Here is a 19,917-nt window from a genome sequence, read left to right as displayed (position 1 = left end):
CAAAAAGCCCCCTACTCTTCATCCGCTGACTTAGCTTTGTCAACGATCTCCTGTAATTCCTTTAGAAATACAGACATATCCTTAAATTGTCGATAAACACTTGCAAAGCGAATATAAGCAATCTCATCGACTTCCATCAAGTCTTCCATGACAAACTCTCCGACTTGACTAGTCGGAACTTCATTTTCTCCCATACTGCGGACACGATTCTCTACGTGATCCACGATCTGTTCCATTTGTTCCATTGCAACTGGGCGTTTTTCTGCAGAACGGATCAATCCACGCAAGATTTTATCCCGACTGAATTCTTCACGGTCACCATTACGCTTAACAACCAATAAAGGCGCTGCTTCAATACGTTCAAAAGTCGTAAAGCGGAACCCACAGCTTTCGCATTCTCTCCGACGGCGAATCGCTCGGCCATCATCAGTTTGCCGACTATCAATTACTCGAGAATTATTATGATTACATCTTGGACAACGCATAATTTCACCCCACACTTTCATAGCTATTCATTAAGTTTTTCTATCGCTCACGATAGAAATGATTTCTGTTATATAGAATTATTTTTTAAAAACAAAAAAAGTTTGAATAAACGGATTAATTTGTTTATATAACATGAGTTTACCATAACCAGCCCGCTAAAAAAAGCGTCGTAATGCTACGACGCTGAATTCTTTAAGAAACAAAATTATTTTCTTTTAGCCAATCCATAACTTGTTGACGCGTTGTTTCTTGCGAACCGCAATTATCAAAGACGATGTCTGCCCTTTTTTTCTTTTCTTCTAATGAAAGCTGGCTGTTGATCCGCCCCAACGCTTCATTTTCCGATAAATTATTTCGTGCGATCAGACGTGTTAATTGAATTTCCGGCGTCACATAGACGACAGCCACCTCATTCATCATCGCTTCGTATTTTCCTTCATACAAAAGCGGTATATCTACGACAACTAAATCACTGGATTGCTCCGCTTCCTTCGCCTGTCTCTCTATTTCACCGCGTATAAACGGATCAAGTGTTTCATTTAATAGTTGACGCTTTTTCTCATCTTGAAAAATTAGCGCACCTAATTTTTTTCGATTTAAGCGCTCATCAGCCAGCAAAATTTCATCGCCAAATACTTTCACCAGTTGTGCTAATCCAGGCGTGTTTGGCTCTACTACTTCTCGTGCGACAATATCTGCATCGACTACTGAAAATCCCTCTGCTTTAAAAATATCTACGACCGTTGATTTTCCACTCGCAATTCCACCAGTGATACCTAACACAAAGCTCATTTCTACACCTTCTTTAATTTTTGGCAATGCGGACAAAGATGCGTGCCTCTTTGGGCAACCTTTATTTTGATGATCGGCGTTCCGCAACGAGAACAAGGGGTGCCTGTTTGCCCATAAACGTGCAGCTCTTGTTGAAAATGACCAGCCTCGCCTAAAGCATTCAAATAGGTTCGAATTGTCGTTCCTCCAGCTTCTTTGGCCTTACTGATGACCTCAATGATTGCTTCACGAAGTCGACGGACTGTTTGCGGGCTCAAAGTATTCGCTGGTTGTTCTGGATGAATTTTGGCCAGCCAAAGAACTTCGTCAACATAAATGTTTCCTAAACCCGCAACGATTTTTTGGTTCAACAGTAATGGTTTAATCATTGTTGAAGATTTCTTAAGCTGCTCCTTGAACAAATCTAAATCAAAGTCATCCTCTGTCGGTTCCGGTCCCAATTGCATTAAACCTTTATAGTCCTTCGCCATTCCTTTTTTTAACAAGGCCATCCGGCCAAATTTTCGTACATCATGATAAACCAATTCAGAACCATCAGTAAAAATGAAGCGCACATGGCTGTGTTTATCTAAAGCTGTTGGCTGTTCAAAATACTCATACTTTCCTTCCATCCGCAAATGCGAAACCATTTCATAATGAGTAAATTGAAAAATCAAATATTTTCCGCGACGCTCCACAGTCTGGATCGTCTCACCGATTAATTGTTGTTGAAAGACCTCAACCTCTGGAAACTCAACGATTCGCGGCCAATACACATCGACTTTTGCGATTGTTTTTCCTTTGACTAAAGAAACCAACCCTTTTCTCACGGTTTCAACCTCTGGTAATTCTGGCATACAATTCACTCCTAGTTCTTATTGATCCAATCAAAAAAATTTATTATCGCAGGTTATTCATTTGTGTTCGACAATTACTAAATAATTTGCTTTCTAAAAGAAGAAGCTGCTCCAATTTTTCGGTTCAGCTTCTTAACTATTATTCAGCATGATTTGTGAAAGAAACTACGGTTCAATTAACCGTACCGTTTCTTTCACAGCTCTACTTTATTTTGCTTCGTACCACGTTTTTCCCCAATTGCTATCAGTCAGCAATGGTACATCTAATTGAACTGTATTTTCCATTACTTCTTTTACCAATTTGTCTAATTGATCCAATTCGCTTTCTGGTACTTCAAAAACTAATTCATCGTGTACTTGCAGCAGCATCGTTGCTTGAAGGTTTTCTTCCTTCAAACGTTTCGCCATTTCGATCATTGCGAGTTTCAAAATATCTGCAGCACTTCCTTGAATCGGTGTATTGATCGCAGTTCGTTCAGCAAATGACCGAAGATTAAAGTTCCGAGCATTAATATCTGGTAAGTAGCGGCGGCGATTATATAAAGTAGCAGCATAGCCTTTGTCTTTTGCTTCGCGGACACTATCTTCCATGTAACGTTTCACATCTGGATAATTCTCAAAGTAAGTATCAATATACTCTTGAGCCGCTTTACGAGTAATGCCAAGGTTTTGCGACAATCCATAATCAGAAATACCATAAACGATTCCGAAGTTCACAGCCTTAGCATTTCGACGCATATTTGGTGTCACTTCATCTTCAGTAACATTGAACACTCGCATCGCTGTACTAGTGTGAATATCCATTCCATCACGGAAGGCTTGTTTCAGGTGTTCGTCGCCAGAAATATGGGCTAAGACACGTAGTTCAATTTGTGAATAGTCGGATGAATAAATCAACCAATTTTCATCCCGTGGGACAAAAGCTTCACGAATTTTCCGGCCTTCTTCTAATCGAATCGGAATATTTTGCAAATTAGGATCAACCGAACTCAACCGACCCGTTTGCGTCAAGGTTTGAATATATCGTGTATGAATCTTATTATCGCTTTGAATCACTTTTAATAGTCCTTCAACATACGTTGATTGGATCTTAGCAATTTGACGATAGTTCAAAATATGTTCGACGATTGGTGCCTGCTCCCGTAGTTGTTCTAATACATCAACTGCGGTCGAGTAGCCGGTCTTAGTCTTCTTGATGACTGGCAGTTGCATTTTTTCAAATAAAATCACACCAAGTTGTTTTGGTGAATTAATATTAAACTCTTCACCAGCATCTTGATAAATTTTTTGTTCGATCTCTTGCAGCCGTTTTGAAAATTCGCCGCGCATCGTTTGTAATCGTTGAGCGTCGACAGTGATTCCTGCAATTTCCATTTCAGCCAAAATACGAGAAAGAGGTAATTCCATTTGGTAGAATAGCTTATCTTGTTTCTTTTCTTCCAGCTCATTTTCCAATTTATCGTTTAAGAAATGAATCGCTTTGATTTTACGTGCTAAATGCCCAAAGAAGACTTCATCATCCTCTGGCAAACCTTTTTTTGCACCTTTGCCGTATATCTGTTCATCCGTTTGAATCTCTGTGTAGCCGTAATACTGTGCCACTCCAGCAATATCATTGCTGTTATCATTAGTATCCAGCAAATATGCCGCCAACAAAACATCAAAGTTAATGCCTTCTGTTTTCGTAATATAGCGATTTAAGGCAACATAAGTACGTTTCGCATCATACACCTTTTTACTATTCGCTGTTTCTAACCATTTTTTAAAGGCTGCACTTTCAAATAAGGCCAGCTCATTCGTTACATAAATCTTTTCCTTTGTTCCCCAAGCTACACCCACTATGTCTGACAAATGGTAATTATCTTCTAACATTTCCACGTATAAAGCTGAGTCCATATCAAACATTTCTTCGCTGAAATCATTAACGACTTCATAGTTGATATCTTCTAGCTCAACTTCCTCTTCTTCAACATTCAATTTGCTTAAAAAGCCCTTGAAATCCATTTCCTTGAAGAAAGGAATCAATTTATCCAAATCTTTTCCAGTATAAAGAAGCTCATCAATAGAAATATCAACCGGCGTATCCAATTTGATCGTAGCCAACTCTTTGGAAAGAAAAGCTTGCTCCTTATCGTTGATCAAGTTTTCTTTCATTTTGCTTTTTTTCAGTTCATCGATGTTTTCATAAACACCTTCGACACTACCAAATTGTTTCAATAATTTAATTGCTGTCTTCTCACCGACTTTTGTCACACCAGGATAATTATCTGAAGTATCGCCAGCTAACCCCTTCATATCGATGATTTGATTAGGTGTCAATCCATCATATTTTTCAGCTACATGTTCAGGCGTATAAGTTTCAATTTCACTAACGCCTTTCACAGTGATGTCGACTTTGATTTGATCCGTCGCTAATTGCGTTAAGTCGCGATCTCCTGATAAAACAACTACCTCAAAGCCTTCATTTGCAGCGCGGTGAGCCAATGTTCCAATAATATCGTCGGCTTCATAATTATTTAACTCATAATGCTTTACGCCCAAGCCAACTAATAATTCACGCAAATAAGGCATTTGTTCGCGGAATTCTCCAGGAGTCTTTGACCGTCCGCCTTTATAATCTGAATACATTGCTGTTCGGAACGTGGTATTCCCTGCATCAAAAGCCACTAAAACATGGGTTGGTTTTTCTCGATCCATCACGGTTTCAAACATGTTGTTAAAAGCGTAGATTGCATTGGTATGTAGTCCATTTTTATTTTTGAAACGCTCCAAAGAATTGTGGAGGGCAAAAAAAGCACGGAACGCTACACTGTTTCCGTCAACTAATAATAATTTTTTCTCACTCATGTCTTCGACTCCTAGTTCCTATTAAGGATATTTTTTACTTTAAAAAAAGTGTTGTTCTCTTCGTACACCATCGAACTAAACAATTTCATTCTCGATTATCAAAAAATTCATTAGATAATTTATTTATAGCGACAACTGGAAAAGTTCGACTGGCATCCTAACTTCTATTAAGGATAATTTTTTATTACTTAAAAACGTAATGTTCTCCATGTATATCGGCTAACCGAATAGACTCATTATCATTTTAGTTAAAAATTCTTTGCGGATTCAGTTCCATTGTTTGGACAAAATATGGAACGATGCTTGTTGATTCTCATGTTTCATTCTAACAAAGTATTTAATGAAATGAAAAGAATGAAGCCGATTTTTTCAAGATTCTTATCTTCAGTCAATGACATAAAAAAGAGGCGATCACTCGCCTCTACTTACTATTTACTACTTCCAAAAATTCGCAGGAATGAGATAAACAGGTTGATAAAGTCTAAATAAAGTTGTAACGCCATGAAAACTGCTACACCATTTCCAACTTCGCCATTTGATCCAAGATAAATCTTGCGAATCATTTGATTATCATAAGCTGTAATTCCTGACATAACCACTACCATTAAGATAGAAATAAAGAATTCAACTGCACTGCTTTGTAATAGAAATACATTCAGCAACATCGCAATAATAATCCCTAACAAGCAGCTTAAACCTGCGCGGCCAATTGCTGATAAATCGCGTTTAGTAAATGAACCAACTAATGACATGACTAAAAATGTTGCTGATGCAGTAACAAATGCCTGAGTGACTGTTCCTAAGTCATACATTGCTAATGTAACTGCTAGTGTTAGACCATTCAGCGCAGAATATACGATGAATCCACCGATTGCTAATGTGGGATTCTTCTGTGCTTTGATTCCAAGAAAGACAACAAGAGCAATCTCAGCAATCCAGATTCCCCAGAAGCCTAAAGGAAAATTATTGATAAAGCTTTGTACTTGAAACATCCAAGGGCCTAATGCCATATATGATATTACAGCACTAATTCCGATTCCTAATGCAAGAAAAGCATAAATTTTTCCGTAGAAACGATTCAATCCGTAAATGCGTGTTGTTTCTTGATTATTCATTTATATCATCTCCTATTTGTGCTTGCGGCGGTTTCACCATGACCACAGCATCCAAGATGCGTTTTTCTTCGTTATCTGTGGCTTCTACAGCTTCAACAGAGATAGTGACAACATCTTTCATTTTATCCACTTTAATGACTTCAAACTCAAAGGTCAATGTTTCATAGTGAAAGACCGGATCAATAAAATTAATCGAGAAATTCACTACATGAGAACCCGGTCCTGGTAAATGTTTTGAAATCGCACTTGTGATAATCCCCATCAACATGATGGATGGTACAAGCGGTTGTTCATATTCAGTTTCTTTCACATAATCATGTTGGATATACAAAGGATTTGCATCATTTGTCAAACCTAAATATAAAAGAATCTGATTATCTTCGATCGATTCCGTTAACGATAACGAGTCACCTTCCTCAATTTCGTCTATCGTCTTGCCTATTTTCCGAGCCTTCATATTATACAAGTCCATTCCCTCCGTATTGTTTCTACTCATTATTTTATCAGAAAGCAAGTAAAACACAAGTTTGTACCTAGTTTAGTATAAGGATTTCTAAAGTAAAAATTTTGATCGATCTCGTATTGTTAAAAGAAGGGTTCTGACAAAAAAATGTCCGAACCCTTCTTTTCTAATTATAATACGTTGCGTGTTGTATTACTCAAAAGGTTTTCGTACGCACGCTCAAATTTTTGAACATCGCCGGCGCCCATAAAGATAACAACTGCATTTTCATGATCTAACAGCGGAGACATGTTCTCTTCTTTGATCACTTGTCCGCCTTTTTGGATTTTATCGCCTAAGTCCTCAATTTTTACATCGCCAGCTGTTTCACGGGCTGATGAAAAAATATCGCATAGATAAACTTTATCGGCACGATCTAATGCTTCAGCGAATTCATCCATCAAAGCAATCGTCCGAGTAAAGGTGTGTGGTTGGAATACCGCAATCAATTCCTTCTCAGGATATTTTTGACGCGCTGCATCAATTGTAGCTTTGATTTCAGCTGGATGATGCGCATAGTCATCAACAATGATCATGTCAGCAACTTTTTTCTCTGTAAAACGGCGTTTCACGCCAGAGAAAGTCAACATTTCTTCTTTTACCTTATCCATATCTAAGCCTTCGAAATAAGCAACGGCAATCACTGATAAAGCATTTAAAATATTGTGTTTACCAAATGAAGGCACTGAAAAACGTCCGATGAATTTCTCATTGTGATAAACATCAAAAGCAGAACCTTTAGTCGTTCGAACAATGTTACGTGCTTGGATATCATCATTTTCAGATAAGCCATAGTAATAGATCGGCACATCGGCTTTCAACTTACGTAAATATTCATCATCCCCGTAAGCAAAAATACCTTTTTTGACTTGTGAAGCTAATGTTTGAAAAGCTTCGAAAACATCATCAATACTCTTGAAATAATCCGGATGATCAAAGTCGATATTGGTCATAATTGAATAATCAGGTGCGTACGCCAAGAAGTGACGTTGATATTCACAAGCTTCGAATGCAAAGAATGTTGCATCGGGCTCCCCGTGGCCTGTACCATCGCCAATCAAGTAACTAGTTGGTGCTAAACCATTCAACACATGGGCAAGCAAACCTGTAGTACTTGTTTTACCGTGTGAACCTGTTACTGCGATACTTGTGTAAGGTTGAATAAATTGACCGATAAAGTCGTGGTAACGAATAATCTCTAGACCCATTTTTTTCGCTTGAGCGATTTCTTCGTGAGTATCTGGAAAGGCATTTCCCTGAATGATCGTCATACCTTCCTTAATGTTGTCTTTGCTAAATGGCAAAATAGTAATGCCGGCTTTTTCTAAATCACGTTGTGTGAAAAAATATTTTTCGACGTCAGAACCTTGTACATCGTAACCTTTTTCATGTAAGACCAATGCTAATGAACTCATGCCTGATCCTTTGATTCCAACAAAATGATAAAGTGTATCTTTTTTATTCATTTTTATCCTCTTCCTTATATGTACAAAATTGTTTGCGGTTCACATTATCATATAAAACCGAAAAAATAGCAATCTTTTATTCTCTATAACGCATGTGCTCTTTTTAAGCCTCAATTGTCTTCAAAAATTTTAATTTTCCCTGACAATTTCCACATACGTATCGTTTCGTATTAATTCTACGACGACGTTTAATTTCTTGTTGACACTTTTGACATTGATAAACTTGATAAACGGTTGCTGCTAACGGTGGAGCAAACCGAGTTCCTCCTGTTCGTTTCAGTAATTGCTTAAACTCTAGATCCTTATGCTGATAGCCGCGATTCGCCAAATGTAGATGATAGTGACAAAGCTCATGTTTAATAACTTTGATCAATTCAGCCTCTCCATACTTTTCAAAAACCAACTGATTAAAATCTAGATTGTGGCTATTTAAGTGATAGCGGCCACCCGTCGTCTTTAAACGTCGATTAAAACTAGCCTTGTGACAAAATGGCAGTCGAAAAGATTCTTGCGAAATCTTTTCGACTAGGATCTGTAATTCTTGATCAGTCATTTTTATCACTTTGAACCATAGTTAAACTTATGCGGCCTTTTTTCACATCAATGGCCTCAACCCAAACAGTTACTACATCACCAACCGATACAACATCTGTCGGATGTTTCACGTAATTTTTACTCAATTTAGATATGTGAACCAAACCATCCTGCTTCACTCCGATATCAACAAATGCGCCAAAATCAATCACGTTCCGAACTGTTCCTTGCATTTCCATTCCTGGCTGCAAATCTGCCATCGTCAAGACATCTTGACGCAATAATGGAGCTGGCATTTCATCACGCATATCACGGCCAGGTTGAACCAATGCTTGTAAAATATCTTTGATCGTTTCTTTACCAATTTCAAGTGCTTGGTGTAATTGATTTAAATCCAAGGCCTTAATCTTTTCTGTAGCTTCTGAAGAACCTAAAGTTTTTAAATCAACGGCTGCCAACGCTAGGATTTCTTTCGCGCTACTATAACTTTCTGGGTGAATCGCTGTCGTGTCCAAAATATTTTTTGCTCCGGGAATTCGTAAGAAGCCTATCGCTTGTTCGTAAGCTTTAGGTCCTAAGCGAGGAACCTTTTTCAATTGCGGGCGTGAAATAAAAGCACCATTTTCCTCACGGTATTTCACAATATTTTGAGCCGTCGTTTTATTTAAACCAGAAGCATACTGCAATAACTGTGAACTTGCTGTATTGACGTTCACTCCGACTTGGTTAACTGCCGTTTCCACTACAAAATCTAACCGCTCCGATAGACGTTTCTGTGACACATCATGTTGATATTGACCAACGCCAACCGCTTTAGGATCAATTTTTACTAATTCTGACAAAGGATCTTGCAAACGTCGAGCAATGCTGACAGCACTGCGCTCTTCGACTTGCAGATCAGGAAATTCTGCCCGTGCAATGTCACTAGCCGAATACACTGAAGCTCCGGCTTCATTGACGATCACATAAAAAACTTCCTTTTCCACCTGTTTCAATTGCTCAGCTACAAATAATTCAGACTCGCGACTAGCCGTTCCGTTTCCAATCGCTACCATCTCAACATCGTATTTTTTGATTAATGCTTGAAAAGCGGGACCAGCCGCTTGACGCTTTGCTTGTGCCGCAGGCTTGTGAGGATAAATAACCTCGATTGCCAACACTTTTCCTGTTTCATCAACAACCGCTAACTTACAACCTGTTCTGTAAGCCGGGTCGAATCCCAATACAACTTTTCCTTTTAGTGGTGACTGCAATAATAAGTTGCGCAGGTTTTCTCCAAAAATATTAATCGCTTGTTCATCTGCATCTTCTGTCAACTCATTACGAATTTCCCGTTCAATCGCTGGACCAATAAAACGTTTATAGCTGTCTTTATACGCCTCACGAACAAATTCTACCGTAATCGCACGATTATTTTTCACTGATTGACGTTCTAAGTAATCAAAGATTTTTTCTTCTTCAACCACAATCGCGACCTTTAAGATTTCTTCCTTTTCCCCACGATTAGAAGCTAACACACGGTGAGAGACCATTTTGTTGATTGGTTCAGCAAAATCATAATACATCTCATAAACGCCTTTTTCGTCCTTGTCTTCATCTTTGACCTTGCTTTGATAGATACCATTTTTCTTGGTGAAATTACGGATCCAAGTACGAAAATCAGGATTATCACTAATTTGTTCCGCAACGATCTCATGAGCCCCTTGCAATGCTTCATCCGCGGTCGTGATATTTTCAGTAACAAACTCACTTGCTTTTGCATAAACATCGCCAGTTTGCGGAAAACTCAATAGATATTCAGCTAAAGGCTCTAAGCCATTTTCTTTCGCGATTGTCGCTTTTGTACGACGTTTTTGTTTGTATGGTCGGTATAAATCTTCCACTTTTTGAACTTTTACAGCCTGTTGAATTTTCTGCGCTAATTCCTCAGTCAGTTTTCCTTGTTCATCAATTAAGCGCAAAACTTCTTGTTTACGCTTTTCTAGGTTTTCTAAATAGTTATAACGTTCCTCGATCTCACGAATCTGTACCTCATCCAACGTTCCGGTCATTTCTTTACGGTAACGGGCAATGAACGGCACTGTATTGCCTTCTGTTAATAATTTTAATACGACATTAATTTGTTGCGGACGGTAGCCCGTCAACTCCTTATTCAGTAGTTGAATGATTTCTTGGTTCAAACTTTCTGCCATTTCAATTCCTCATTTCATCCAAAATCCTATTTATTTTATCACACTTCTCTTAAATTTGCTTCTTCCTTCAAATTGAAAAACCTTCACGCCTCTCAGCAATGAAGGAACTTTTAAATATTCGTTCTTTTTCTCTGACGCAGCAGATTTGGTAATTCTGATAAAACCAACCCTGCAAGCGTCAATAAAATTCCGAAGAAGGTTTTGATAGTTAATGTTTCACCTAAAATTAAGACTGATGCTAAGGTTGTCAGCATAGGAATCGTATAAATATATACTGTTGCTCGAACAGCTCCAAGATTTTTCACTGAAAAATTCCAAGTGACAAAGCACAAAGCCGAGGCTCCAACACCTAAAAATAATAGATTTCCGAGGTTCCCGACCTGTCCAAAACGAGAAACATCAAAAGAATCTAGAGTAATTAATAAGACTGGCAGCATAAACAACAGTCCATAAAAAAAGATCCGCTGGGTCGTGACGATTGTCCCATATCCGAAAGTGCTGATTTTTTTTATGATCAAGGAATACGAAGCCCAGCAAACCGTGGCGATTAATGCCAGACCATCCCCGAGCGGGTTGACGTTGATCGTACCTGAAAAACTGATCAGAGCAATACCGATCATCGAACAAATGAATCCTAAAACAAAGACTCTTGGAATTTTCCCTTGTTTTAAAATAAAGCGGCTGATCAATGCTGTCATGAATGGGCTGACCGACCCGATGATTCCTACGTTCATTGCTAAAGTATAGGTCAAGGCAACATTTTCCAAGTAATAATACAAAAAGACACCAAACAAGCCCGCGATCATAAAATATCCTTCCTCGCGCCAACTCTTAAACGGCAAGATTTTCCGTGAAGCGATCGTCAAGACGATAAAACCAATCAAAAAACGAATGAACAGTATTTCGATCGGTAAAAAATCTTTTAGTAGTACTTTTGTGGAGATAAACGTCATTGCCCAGATAACAACGGTTAAGCTCGCTGATAAATGTCCCTTCATAGTATCTGACATAAGTAACCCCTTTCTCAGTTTAAGTAAAAGTAAAATCCTTTTAAGATACTATGCCACTTAGTGAATGGTTCTGCAAGAAAATCTAGAAAAAAAGTGAGATTCAAAAAGAATCTCACTCATCAATCAAAAATCAGGCTGCCACGGTCCATGATTATTCGGTATTTCGTAATCGTGTATTAAGTCATTCTCATCAAAAACTACTCCGTGCAAAGTGCCGCCAAAGACTGCCCCGCCATCGATGCCGATTTTTCCATCAGATTGCCAAAGAGCTGTGGTCTGCATATCGCCATAAAGCATCGGCGTAATTGTATGACCAAATACGATCGTCTTATCGGTATCATTCCGACCTTCATGAAATGGTTCACGAATCCATAAAAAATCTTGAGGCGACGTTTCACGCCAGTCTTTGGATAGGTCTACTCCAGCATGAACAAACAAATATTTGCCCCATTCATAGTAGAAAGGACGTTCCGACAGAAAATCCAGCATTTTTTTATAACGACTGCGGATCATCATTGCAATTTCAGTTGGCGAATATTCATCCGTTGCGCCTTTGTGCAGCAAACTTTCGATTGTTTCTTTTCCGCCATTGTACAAATAGCTTGGAAACCAATCTTCAGGACTTTCCATAAATTCCAGAAAATACTGTTCATGATTTCCTCGTAAATAAACTGCCTGATATTTTTCTACGAGTTCCATGCCTAGTAACCAACAGTCCTTGCTTTTAGGTCCCCGATCATTTAAATCACCAATCAAAATCAACTGTTGTTTATCTGGTTGAAATTTTTTTAGCACTTCCTGAAACAGTTCGTACTCGCCGTGAACATCACCAATTACAAAAACTTGTTTCATTTTCATCCGCCCCTCTCAATCGAAGACCGTACTATTTACCTGATACCACAAAATAATTACCATCTGCATCAACAAAATTAAATACGAGTTCCTCACCAATTTGAGCCAAGTCACCTAAGTGAACATTTTTTGTTTGTAACTCTTTATACAGTCCCATCATATCATCGCTGCCGAAAATCAAGGCCGGAGAAGGCTCAGTTACTTCATCATCATTTTTCTCGATGAATGCCCGGTCATAAATAACCAAATGCGTAGTACTATTTTCACTCATCGCGACTTCTGCGACTTGCGAACCATCTAATTCTTCAAAACTAATTTCTGCAAAACCTAAACTTTGCCAAAAAATGCTAGCTTTTCTAACATCATTTGCATATAAAATCACCTTTATTTGTTCATTAAACAAACTATTCACTCCAAATAATAAATTTTCTAAACCTGTATATACTTAAATCAAAAGAATCATTTCCCAGTGAACTGGCCAGTGCTCTAAATTTCATTAAGCATATCATTCAATTTCACAGCATATATCATAAGTTCAGTTTACCAATTTGCTCTCGTACTAAATAAACGACGAAAAACCAGGCTGATAAAAGTGTAACAAAAAAGGCTTGGTCGCGCTAGCCAAGCCTTCAATATAACTATGAGTTTACTTCGATTGAAGCATTTTCATCATTTAAGATATTACGATCCAGTTCATGGATACGCTCACTAGTTACAACACCTGCAACCATACTGCCGCTGACATTGACAGCCGTACGAGCCATATCGATCATTGGTTCCACTGAAATAACCAAACCAACAATTGCAACTGGTAGGTTCATTGCACCAAGTACGATCAGTGAAGCGAAAGTCGCCCCGCCACCGACACCTGCAACTCCAAATGAACTAATAGTTACAATAGCAATCAGCATTACGATGAATTTTAGATCAAAAACATTGATGCCAACTGTTGGTGCTACGATCGTTGCAAGCATAGCCGGATAAACACCAGCACAGCCATTTTGACCAATCGAGATACCAAAGCTGCCGGCAAAGTTTGCGGTTGCTTCATCAACGCCTAGTGCCTTTGTTTGGGTTTCAATATTCATAGGCAAAGTCCCAGCACTTGAACGTGAAGTAAAGGCAAAGCTTAAAGCTGGAAAAGCCTTTTTGAAGAAGTTAACTGGGTTGACTTTGACCCCTAAAAGAATCACTGAATGTACCAATAGTACAACAATCAATGCGCTGTAAGAAGCCAAAATAAATTTACCCAAGTTGACAATTGCTTCAAAATCACTTGTCGCTAATACATTTGTCATCAACGCGAAAACACCATATGGCGTCAAGCGTAATACTAATGTTACGATACGCATGATAATTTTATAAAGGCTATCGATCAAGTTTGCAAAGAAATCTGCCTCTTTCGGCGCTTTACGACGTACCCCTAAAAAGGCGATCCCGACAAAAGCCGCAAAAATTACGACGCCAATCGTACTCGTTGGACGTGTACCGGCGAAATCAGCAAAAACATTAGTAGGAATAAACGATAATATTTGTTGCGGAATTGAAAAGTTTTGAACCATTGATTGGCGATCAGCCAACTCTTTGATTCGAGCAGTTTCTGCTGCTCCCTTAGTAAATGTCGCACCATCGAGTCCGAAGACCATGACCGCTAGAATTCCGATCAAAGCAGCGATCGCTGTTGTAGCTAACAATGTAACTAGAACATTCGCACTGATTTTACCGAGTTTCTTACTCGATTTCATCTTGGTAAAGGCACCGACGATTGAAATAAATACTAAAGGCATTACTAACATTTGTAATAAAGAAATATAACCATTACCAACGATCCCAATCCATTCCATCGCATGAGAAATGACCTTGCTACCATTACCTAAAAGAAGTTGCAAAATTCCGCCAAAAATAATCCCAGCACCTAATCCCGCAAAAACGCGATTAGAGAATTTTACATGTCTTTTTTGCATTTGGTAGAAAGCCACAAGCAATGCAACGAATACTAAGATCACTAATACAGTGAACAGAGTTGTCATTGTATTCCTCCTTAAAATAACTTTCTATAATGACAAGTCTGTCAAAGGAAGTAAAGGTTCCCGGTATTCACTCTTCAGTGAATTACCCTAAAAAGTAGCTGCGCGAATCCTAAATTTTAGTGACGATCAATTATAACGCAGATAAAATAATCTGTCTTACAATTTGCATTGAAAAAAATCCTCCATCTTGAAAGGGATCTAAAAATCTTTTAGATGTCCTTCAAAACGGAGGAAAAACTTTTAAATTGTATTAGAAGAAAAATTAATTTTAACTCCTGGTTTATCCAAAGCAATTTCTGTAATTTCATAAACCATCCGTTCGATTAATTTTAAAATTGGACGAATCATTTCATTCGCCTCAGCTTCTGTCAAATCGTTTTGCTGTTTTACTTGGCGTCCAATCACATGAATCACTTGAGAGAACACACCCCCGATGATGAAATCTTCAAACGGAAGAACGAATTCAATTCGTACTCCCATAATGCTATTTTCAGCTGGATATCCCGGATCCATTGCTTCTAATGGACTGAAATTAATCAGCAATTTTTGTTTCACTACTTGGTCTTTGGGAGGAAGCCCGTAGTTAAATGATTCTACTACTTCCTGATCACGTTGTATTTCCATTTCGCACCTCCTTGATTAATTCGAAAAGAATAATATCATATTAAGGATTCGTTTTTTTGCACCTTATAACTGTTTAATAGTTTGCTAAAGTAAAAAGAAGAAATGCACCCTTACCTCAATTATAGCTTTCCGCTCAAAAAATTTGTACCATTTCTTTTAAATTATTTATAAAATAAGTAGCTGTGATTTCTTGTCCCAAAAAATCCAAATCAAAAAAAACAGTTTGAACATCAGCGTTATTTCCTGCCTCAATATCTAATTTGCGATCGCCTATCATGACTGTTTGGCTCCGATCGAGCTGGTGATTATTGATAAAATAATTAATTGCTGCCGGATCAGGTTTTCGCGGAAAATTGGAATCACTTCCGATAATTTCAACGATCAAGGAATCTAATCCATCACGTTTTAACAACCGCCAAGTCGATTCCACAGTACGATGAGTCAAAATGAAATGCTGTCCGCCTTTTTCTTGTAACTTCTTTAGTGTATCTTTAGCCTCCACAAAGGGAAAAGAGCCCTTATTTTGCTGGGCCTCATATTGATGATAGGTTTGATCAAAATCTGGTATTGGCAACTGCCAATCAATAATCATTTGACGAATTGACTCTTCTTTGATTTTTTTATAGACATCGACCTGATCCTTTTGCAAATCAAAATCCTCAAAAGTCCTCATTAATGCTTTCATCATAATGGGATAAGTATCATACAATGTCCCATCAAAATCCCAAATATAATTCATAATTATCCTTCCCAAGTTAACATAATAATTTTATAAAATTTCTTTTTCTGTAATTTCTAACTGCGAGCTAAAAGTATAAATCATCGGTGTTGCATTAGGTATATCGATCCGATCAACTTGGTCTTTTGGAACATTTTCTAGAAATTGCACCAACGCACGCAAGCTATTCCCATGACCACATACCAAGATTGTCTTCCCATCTAGTAAATTAGGCGCAATCTGATCCTGCCACAATGGAATGACGCGTTGTAAAGTCATGTGCAAACTTTCTCCAGTAGGTATTAGTCGCGGATCCAGCATGTCATATCGACGATCAAAATGATTATTCTTCGTTAATGGCGGTATTTCATCAAATCCTCTTCGCCACTTTTTTACTTGCTCGGCCCCGAAATTTTCAGTAATGATTTCTTTATTTTTGCCAACTAACGCACCATAATGCCGTTCGTTTAAGCGCCACGTTTTATATTCAGGAACAAAACTTGCTTCGGCCTCTTGTAAAATCATTTTGGCCGTCTTAATGGACCGTTTTAATACTGACTCAACAGCCACATCAATTAGTAAGTCCGCTGCTTTTATTTTTTTCCCAGCACTTCTCGCCTGTTCAATTCCCTTTTCAGTTAGGTCGACATCTAACCAGCCAGTCCAATAGTTCTCGAAATTCGCTTCACTTTCGCCATGTCGGACTAAAATTAATTTCATCTTCTCACCTTCTCGTTGTAAGAATATCAGAAAAAGCCTAGTTTTAAAAACTAGACCTTCTTCACGAATTGCGTATGACAATTTTTACACGTTACCTTGATTTTCCCTCGACCTTTTGGTGCACGCATCTGTTGTTTACATTCAGGACATTTAAAGTAACGATAGGTTCCATTTTTTCCTTTAAAAAAATCTTTCATACGAGCGATCCATTGAGTAAATTTTTGGTTTTCATTGCTTCGTGGATAGATCTTTTTCGAACAAAATCGATAAAGGACTAAGGCAAAAGCTGCTAACGCCAAAATATTTCCGATATAAAACGGAATCCAACGGTCAACAATCATCAATACCGCCCAAAGAATTAATAAGGCTTTGTTAATTTGATCTAATCTGCCATAACGTCCTCGCATTAAATATGCATATTTTTGGTAAAATTTCGTTAGTCGTTGTATCCAAACATTTCCCAATAGAATGGCTCCTTTCTGTGACTCTACTTATTATAAATCTTTGGTCCTTTACGCATGTTTTTACGATCATTTTTTGGCGTTTCCATTTTTTCTGAACGTCCACCGCCTTGTTTCTTTTTGATCAGTTCTAACATTTTTTCTTTTTGATTCATTCTTACACCACCTTTATCAATAAAGTCACTGATTCGACATGATAGGTTTGTGGGAATAAATCCACTGGTTGAACCTTCACAGCGTGATAACCAAGATCTTCATATCTTCTTAAATCTCTCGCCAAAGTTGCAGGGTTACAAGAGATATAGACAATTTTTTCTGGATTTACTGCAGCCGAAGCTTCAATAAACTTTTCATCCAATCCTTTTCTAGGTGGATCAACAAAAATTACTGAAGGTTCAATTCCTTCACGAGCCCAGCGCGGCATAATTTTTTCAGCTTTGCCGATTTCGTAATTTGCATTTTCAATACCGTTTGCTTTCGCATTTGCCTTCGCATCTTCGATTGCTTGCGGAACAATTTCCACACCATAGACATGTTTCACATTATCTGCTAAAGATAAGCCAATCGTACCGATGCCACAATAAGCGTCAACAACGATGTCCTCCGAATCCAATTCGGCAAAATCAATCGCAGTTTTGTATAATACCTCAGTTTGTTCTGTATTTACTTGATAAAATGATTGTGGTGAGATTCGATAGGTTCTGCCCAATAACGTATCATCGATTGTAGTTTTTCCAAATAAAACTTTTTCTAACTGTCCCATAATCACATTAGTTTTTTCAGAATTGACATTTTGAATTACAGAAACAACTTCTGGCAATTCTGTTTTGATCGTTTCAGCAATTTCTGTGCCTTTAAAGAAACGTTCCGTTCTAGTAACTAGAATGACCATCATTTCGTGACTGTAGTGACCTCGACGGATTATGATATGGCGAATAAATCCTGTATTTTCACGTTCGTTGTATGCCTTAACATTGAAACGTTGCAAAATATCCCGTATCGTAATGATCGCTTGGTCAATTTTAGGATCTTGAATGAGGTAGTTTTCAATCGGTAATAAATTGTGAGAATTTTTACGATAAAAACCAGTCGTCAATTTGTTATCCACTTTTTGAACTGGAATTTGTGCTTTATTACGATAACCAATTGGATTTTCCATCCCTAAAGTTGGTGCTACAGGCAATTCTGGCAACTTCGCAATAGTTCTTAAAACATTTTCAACTTGCTGTTTTTTAAAACGTAGTTGATAATCATATGTCATATGGCTTAATGGTGCGATACCGCTTCTTAATAAGTCTAGATCCTCTACTTCTTGGCGTTCAGGATTGGCATTGAAACGTTCCATAACTTTTCCGTATCCAAATTTTTTACCAACTTTTACTGCTTTTATTACCATTTCTTCTTCTGGCAAAGCGTTTTCGATAAAAAGCGGATATCCGTCGATATGAGCCACACCAAGACCCTCATAAGATAGGTCATCGATTGTGACGGTGTATGTTTGATTCTTTTCTACTGTGGTCATTTTATTCTCCTTCAAGGCTGATTTATCTATTCTAATGAATTCTACTAGAAAAAGCAAGATAACACTAAGCGTTTCACATTTAAGACTTTTGTAAGAATCAATCAGAAGCTGTCTTTGAATAGTTAATTAGTCAAATGTAAATTATTTCGTAAAAAAACGTTTCTGTCTTTCAACAGAAACGTTTCAAAATTATTCTTCAGAATCCTCATCTTGGATTTTTTCATATTCCTTGACGAGCTCGATTCCCGCTTCGCGTTTTTGATCATCAGGACCTAAGATTGCATCATCGTTAATTTCATCAGTATTTGCATAAAACTCGATATGCTGGTGAAGATTTTCAAAACGCATCGGGGCATCACCGCCATATTCGCCATCCAAATTGATCATCATTTTCTTATCTGTATCAATTAAACTAGCATCTAGGAAACTCGTTTTTACATACAGAACTTTTGAATCATTCACGTGTTTACCGCCATTCAGCACTAATGTAATCAAACGAACGATTTCAAAAAGATTCGCTGTTTTAACAACAATTAACGAGAATTTTCCATCATCCAATTTTGCATCTGGAGCGATGGTCTCAAATCCGCCAATTGAATTAGTTAATCCTAAGAAAAACATCGAGGCATTGCCTTCGTATTCCCCGCCTTCGTATACCAAACGCATTTTAGTTGGTTTGATTCGCGGAAGCATTTCAGCACCCTTCGCTAAATAGGCAAGGTACCCGAAAATACTTTTCAGTTCAGAAGGGACTTCATACGTCAGCTCAGTCAGTGACCCTCCTGCTGCAATATTGATAAAGTAAGTTTCTGCTGCCTTCCCAATGTCCATTTTAACTGTTTGCTGTTTTTGGATCACCTCAGCCGCAGCTTTGACATTGTTGCGTGGAACTTTTAAGGCGCGGGCATAATCATTGGTCGTGCCCGCCGGAATGATCGCCATCTTCGGTCGTTTTTTCAAATTGGCAATACCATTGACAACCTCATTGATCGTTCCGTCTCCGCCAGCCGCAACAACTAACTCAAATCCCGCTTTTGCCGCACGGGCTGCTTCTTTTTTTGCTGAATCAGGTTCAGGAGTCGTGGCAAAGGCACTTGCTTCATAACCTGCTTTTTCAATGGCATCTAAGATATCCGCCAAATTATTGCGCATGATCTCTTTTCCAGATACTGGATTATAAATCAGTCGTGCTTTTCTCATAATCGAGCTC

Annotated in this window: 20 protein-coding genes; all 20 read right to left on the bottom strand. The window is 38.1% G+C overall.

Translation table 11 applies throughout. The annotated features are described in order from the left end of the window. Positions 1-11: 11 nt before the first annotated feature. The 20 genes from nrdR to I585_RS00310 all read right to left on the bottom strand — a co-directional run bounded on the left by nrdR (position 12) and on the right by I585_RS00310 (position 19,907). Complete coding sequence (gene nrdR / locus I585_RS00405; protein WP_034708240.1) at positions 12-485, bottom strand: transcriptional regulator NrdR; 474 nt, start codon at positions 483-485, stop codon at positions 12-14. A gap of 193 nt (positions 486-678) precedes the next feature. Next, entirely contained in the window at positions 679-1,278 is a 600-nt protein-coding gene (coaE, locus tag I585_RS00400) for a dephospho-CoA kinase (RefSeq protein ID WP_010739045.1), read from the bottom strand. Between the two features lie 2 nt (positions 1,279-1,280). Continuing rightward, positions 1,281-2,114: a DNA-formamidopyrimidine glycosylase gene (mutM, locus tag I585_RS00395; RefSeq protein WP_010739044.1), complete on the bottom strand. Its 834-nt coding sequence runs from the start codon at positions 2,112-2,114 to the stop codon at positions 1,281-1,283. Between the two features lie 207 nt (positions 2,115-2,321). After that, complete coding sequence (polA, locus tag I585_RS00390) at positions 2,322-4,961, bottom strand: DNA polymerase I (protein ID WP_010739043.1); 2,640 nt, start codon at positions 4,959-4,961, stop codon at positions 2,322-2,324. A 428-nt stretch (positions 4,962-5,389) separates the two neighbouring features. Continuing rightward, a complete protein-coding gene (locus I585_RS00385; RefSeq protein ID WP_010739042.1) occupies positions 5,390-6,076 on the bottom strand; it encodes a Bax inhibitor-1/YccA family protein in 687 nt (228 codons plus the stop codon). Then, positions 6,069-6,548: a MaoC family dehydratase gene (locus tag I585_RS00380; RefSeq protein ID WP_034708239.1), complete on the bottom strand. Its 480-nt coding sequence runs from the start codon at positions 6,546-6,548 to the stop codon at positions 6,069-6,071. The genes I585_RS00385 and I585_RS00380 overlap by 8 nt, the downstream gene beginning before the upstream one ends. Positions 6,549-6,709: 161 nt before the next feature. Next, positions 6,710-8,044 carry a UDP-N-acetylmuramate--L-alanine ligase gene (murC, locus tag I585_RS00375; RefSeq protein ID WP_010739040.1) on the bottom strand — a complete coding sequence of 445 codons (1,335 nt, stop codon included), beginning with the start codon at positions 8,042-8,044 and terminating at the stop codon, positions 6,710-6,712. A gap of 103 nt (positions 8,045-8,147) precedes the next feature. After that, positions 8,148-8,597 (bottom strand): SprT family protein, encoded by a 450-nt coding sequence (locus tag I585_RS00370; protein ID WP_010739039.1) that lies wholly within the window; start codon positions 8,595-8,597, stop codon positions 8,148-8,150. Beyond that, positions 8,590-10,770, bottom strand: a complete 2,181-nt coding sequence (locus I585_RS00365; RefSeq protein ID WP_010739038.1) for a Tex family protein — start codon at positions 10,768-10,770, stop codon at positions 8,590-8,592. The genes I585_RS00370 and I585_RS00365 overlap by 8 nt, the downstream gene beginning before the upstream one ends. Before the next feature lie 110 nt (positions 10,771-10,880). Then, positions 10,881-11,780, bottom strand: coding sequence for a DMT family transporter (locus I585_RS00360; protein ID WP_010739037.1), 900 nt, complete (start codon positions 11,778-11,780; stop codon positions 10,881-10,883). Positions 11,781-11,903: 123 nt separating this feature from the next. After that, the gene (locus I585_RS00355) at positions 11,904-12,632 is read right to left on the bottom strand and encodes a metallophosphoesterase family protein (RefSeq protein WP_034708238.1); all 729 of its coding nucleotides are present in this window, start codon (positions 12,630-12,632) and stop codon (positions 11,904-11,906) included. Between the two features lie 31 nt (positions 12,633-12,663). Further along, positions 12,664-13,035, bottom strand: a complete 372-nt coding sequence (locus I585_RS00350) for a VOC family protein (protein WP_010739035.1) — start codon at positions 13,033-13,035, stop codon at positions 12,664-12,666. A gap of 235 nt (positions 13,036-13,270) precedes the next feature. Continuing rightward, positions 13,271-14,662, bottom strand: coding sequence for an L-cystine transporter (locus I585_RS00345; protein ID WP_010739034.1), 1,392 nt, complete (start codon positions 14,660-14,662; stop codon positions 13,271-13,273). A gap of 240 nt (positions 14,663-14,902) precedes the next feature. Beyond that, positions 14,903-15,286, bottom strand: coding sequence for a DUF1149 family protein (locus I585_RS00340; protein ID WP_010739033.1), 384 nt, complete (start codon positions 15,284-15,286; stop codon positions 14,903-14,905). A gap of 133 nt (positions 15,287-15,419) precedes the next feature. After that, positions 15,420-16,025: an HAD-IA family hydrolase gene (locus I585_RS00335; RefSeq protein ID WP_010739032.1), complete on the bottom strand. Its 606-nt coding sequence runs from the start codon at positions 16,023-16,025 to the stop codon at positions 15,420-15,422. A gap of 30 nt (positions 16,026-16,055) precedes the next feature. Then, positions 16,056-16,724, bottom strand: coding sequence for a 2,3-bisphosphoglycerate-dependent phosphoglycerate mutase (locus I585_RS00330; protein ID WP_010739031.1), 669 nt, complete (start codon positions 16,722-16,724; stop codon positions 16,056-16,058). Positions 16,725-16,774: 50 nt separating this feature from the next. Further along, on the bottom strand, positions 16,775-17,188 hold the full coding sequence (locus I585_RS00325) for a hypothetical protein (RefSeq protein WP_010739030.1): 414 nt from the start codon (positions 17,186-17,188) through the stop codon (positions 16,775-16,777). A gap of 23 nt (positions 17,189-17,211) precedes the next feature. Continuing rightward, a complete protein-coding gene (locus I585_RS23800) occupies positions 17,212-17,340 on the bottom strand; it encodes a hypothetical protein (RefSeq protein ID WP_010739029.1) in 129 nt (42 codons plus the stop codon). Between the two features lie 2 nt (positions 17,341-17,342). Then, entirely contained in the window at positions 17,343-18,707 is a 1,365-nt protein-coding gene (gene rlmD / locus I585_RS00315) for a 23S rRNA (uracil(1939)-C(5))-methyltransferase RlmD (protein WP_010739028.1), read from the bottom strand. Positions 18,708-18,896: 189 nt separating this feature from the next. Beyond that, positions 18,897-19,907 carry a diacylglycerol kinase gene (locus tag I585_RS00310; RefSeq protein ID WP_010739027.1) on the bottom strand — a complete coding sequence of 337 codons (1,011 nt, stop codon included), beginning with the start codon at positions 19,905-19,907 and terminating at the stop codon, positions 18,897-18,899. Positions 19,908-19,917 lie beyond the last annotated feature (10 nt).

The sequence above is a fragment of the Enterococcus malodoratus ATCC 43197 genome (assembly GCF_000407185.1).
In the GTDB taxonomy this organism is placed as follows: domain Bacteria; phylum Bacillota; class Bacilli; order Lactobacillales; family Enterococcaceae; genus Enterococcus_A; species Enterococcus_A malodoratus.
This window is presented reverse-complemented; position numbering and strand designations above follow the sequence as displayed.

Coding starts and splice junctions, on each gene's coding strand:
- nrdR (WP_034708240.1), bottom strand. CDS start 485: ATGCGTTGTCCAAGATGTAATCATAATAATTCTCGAGTAATTGATAGT.
- coaE (WP_010739045.1), bottom strand. CDS start 1,278: ATGAGCTTTGTGTTAGGTATCACTGGTGGAATTGCGAGTGGAAAATCA.
- mutM (WP_010739044.1), bottom strand. CDS start 2,114: ATGCCAGAATTACCAGAGGTTGAAACCGTGAGAAAAGGGTTGGTTTCT.
- polA (WP_010739043.1), bottom strand. CDS start 4,961: ATGAGTGAGAAAAAATTATTATTAGTTGACGGAAACAGTGTAGCGTTC.
- I585_RS00385 (WP_010739042.1), bottom strand. CDS start 6,076: ATGAATAATCAAGAAACAACACGCATTTACGGATTGAATCGTTTCTAC.
- I585_RS00380 (WP_034708239.1), bottom strand. CDS start 6,548: ATGGACTTGTATAATATGAAGGCTCGGAAAATAGGCAAGACGATAGAC.
- murC (WP_010739040.1), bottom strand. CDS start 8,044: ATGAATAAAAAAGATACACTTTATCATTTTGTTGGAATCAAAGGATCA.
- I585_RS00370 (WP_010739039.1), bottom strand. CDS start 8,597: ATGACTGATCAAGAATTACAGATCCTAGTCGAAAAGATTTCGCAAGAA.
- I585_RS00365 (WP_010739038.1), bottom strand. CDS start 10,770: ATGGCAGAAAGTTTGAACCAAGAAATCATTCAACTACTGAATAAGGAG.
- I585_RS00360 (WP_010739037.1), bottom strand. CDS start 11,780: ATGTCAGATACTATGAAGGGACATTTATCAGCGAGCTTAACCGTTGTT.
- I585_RS00355 (WP_034708238.1), bottom strand. CDS start 12,632: ATGAAACAAGTTTTTGTAATTGGTGATGTTCACGGCGAGTACGAACTG.
- I585_RS00345 (WP_010739034.1), bottom strand. CDS start 14,662: ATGACAACTCTGTTCACTGTATTAGTGATCTTAGTATTCGTTGCATTG.
- I585_RS00340 (WP_010739033.1), bottom strand. CDS start 15,286: ATGGAAATACAACGTGATCAGGAAGTAGTAGAATCATTTAACTACGGG.
- I585_RS00335 (WP_010739032.1), bottom strand. CDS start 16,025: ATGAATTATATTTGGGATTTTGATGGGACATTGTATGATACTTATCCC.
- I585_RS00330 (WP_010739031.1), bottom strand. CDS start 16,724: ATGAAATTAATTTTAGTCCGACATGGCGAAAGTGAAGCGAATTTCGAG.
- I585_RS23800 (WP_010739029.1), bottom strand. CDS start 17,340: ATGAATCAAAAAGAAAAAATGTTAGAACTGATCAAAAAGAAACAAGGC.
- rlmD (WP_010739028.1), bottom strand. CDS start 18,707: ATGACCACAGTAGAAAAGAATCAAACATACACCGTCACAATCGATGAC.
- I585_RS00310 (WP_010739027.1), bottom strand. CDS start 19,907: ATGAGAAAAGCACGACTGATTTATAATCCAGTATCTGGAAAAGAGATC.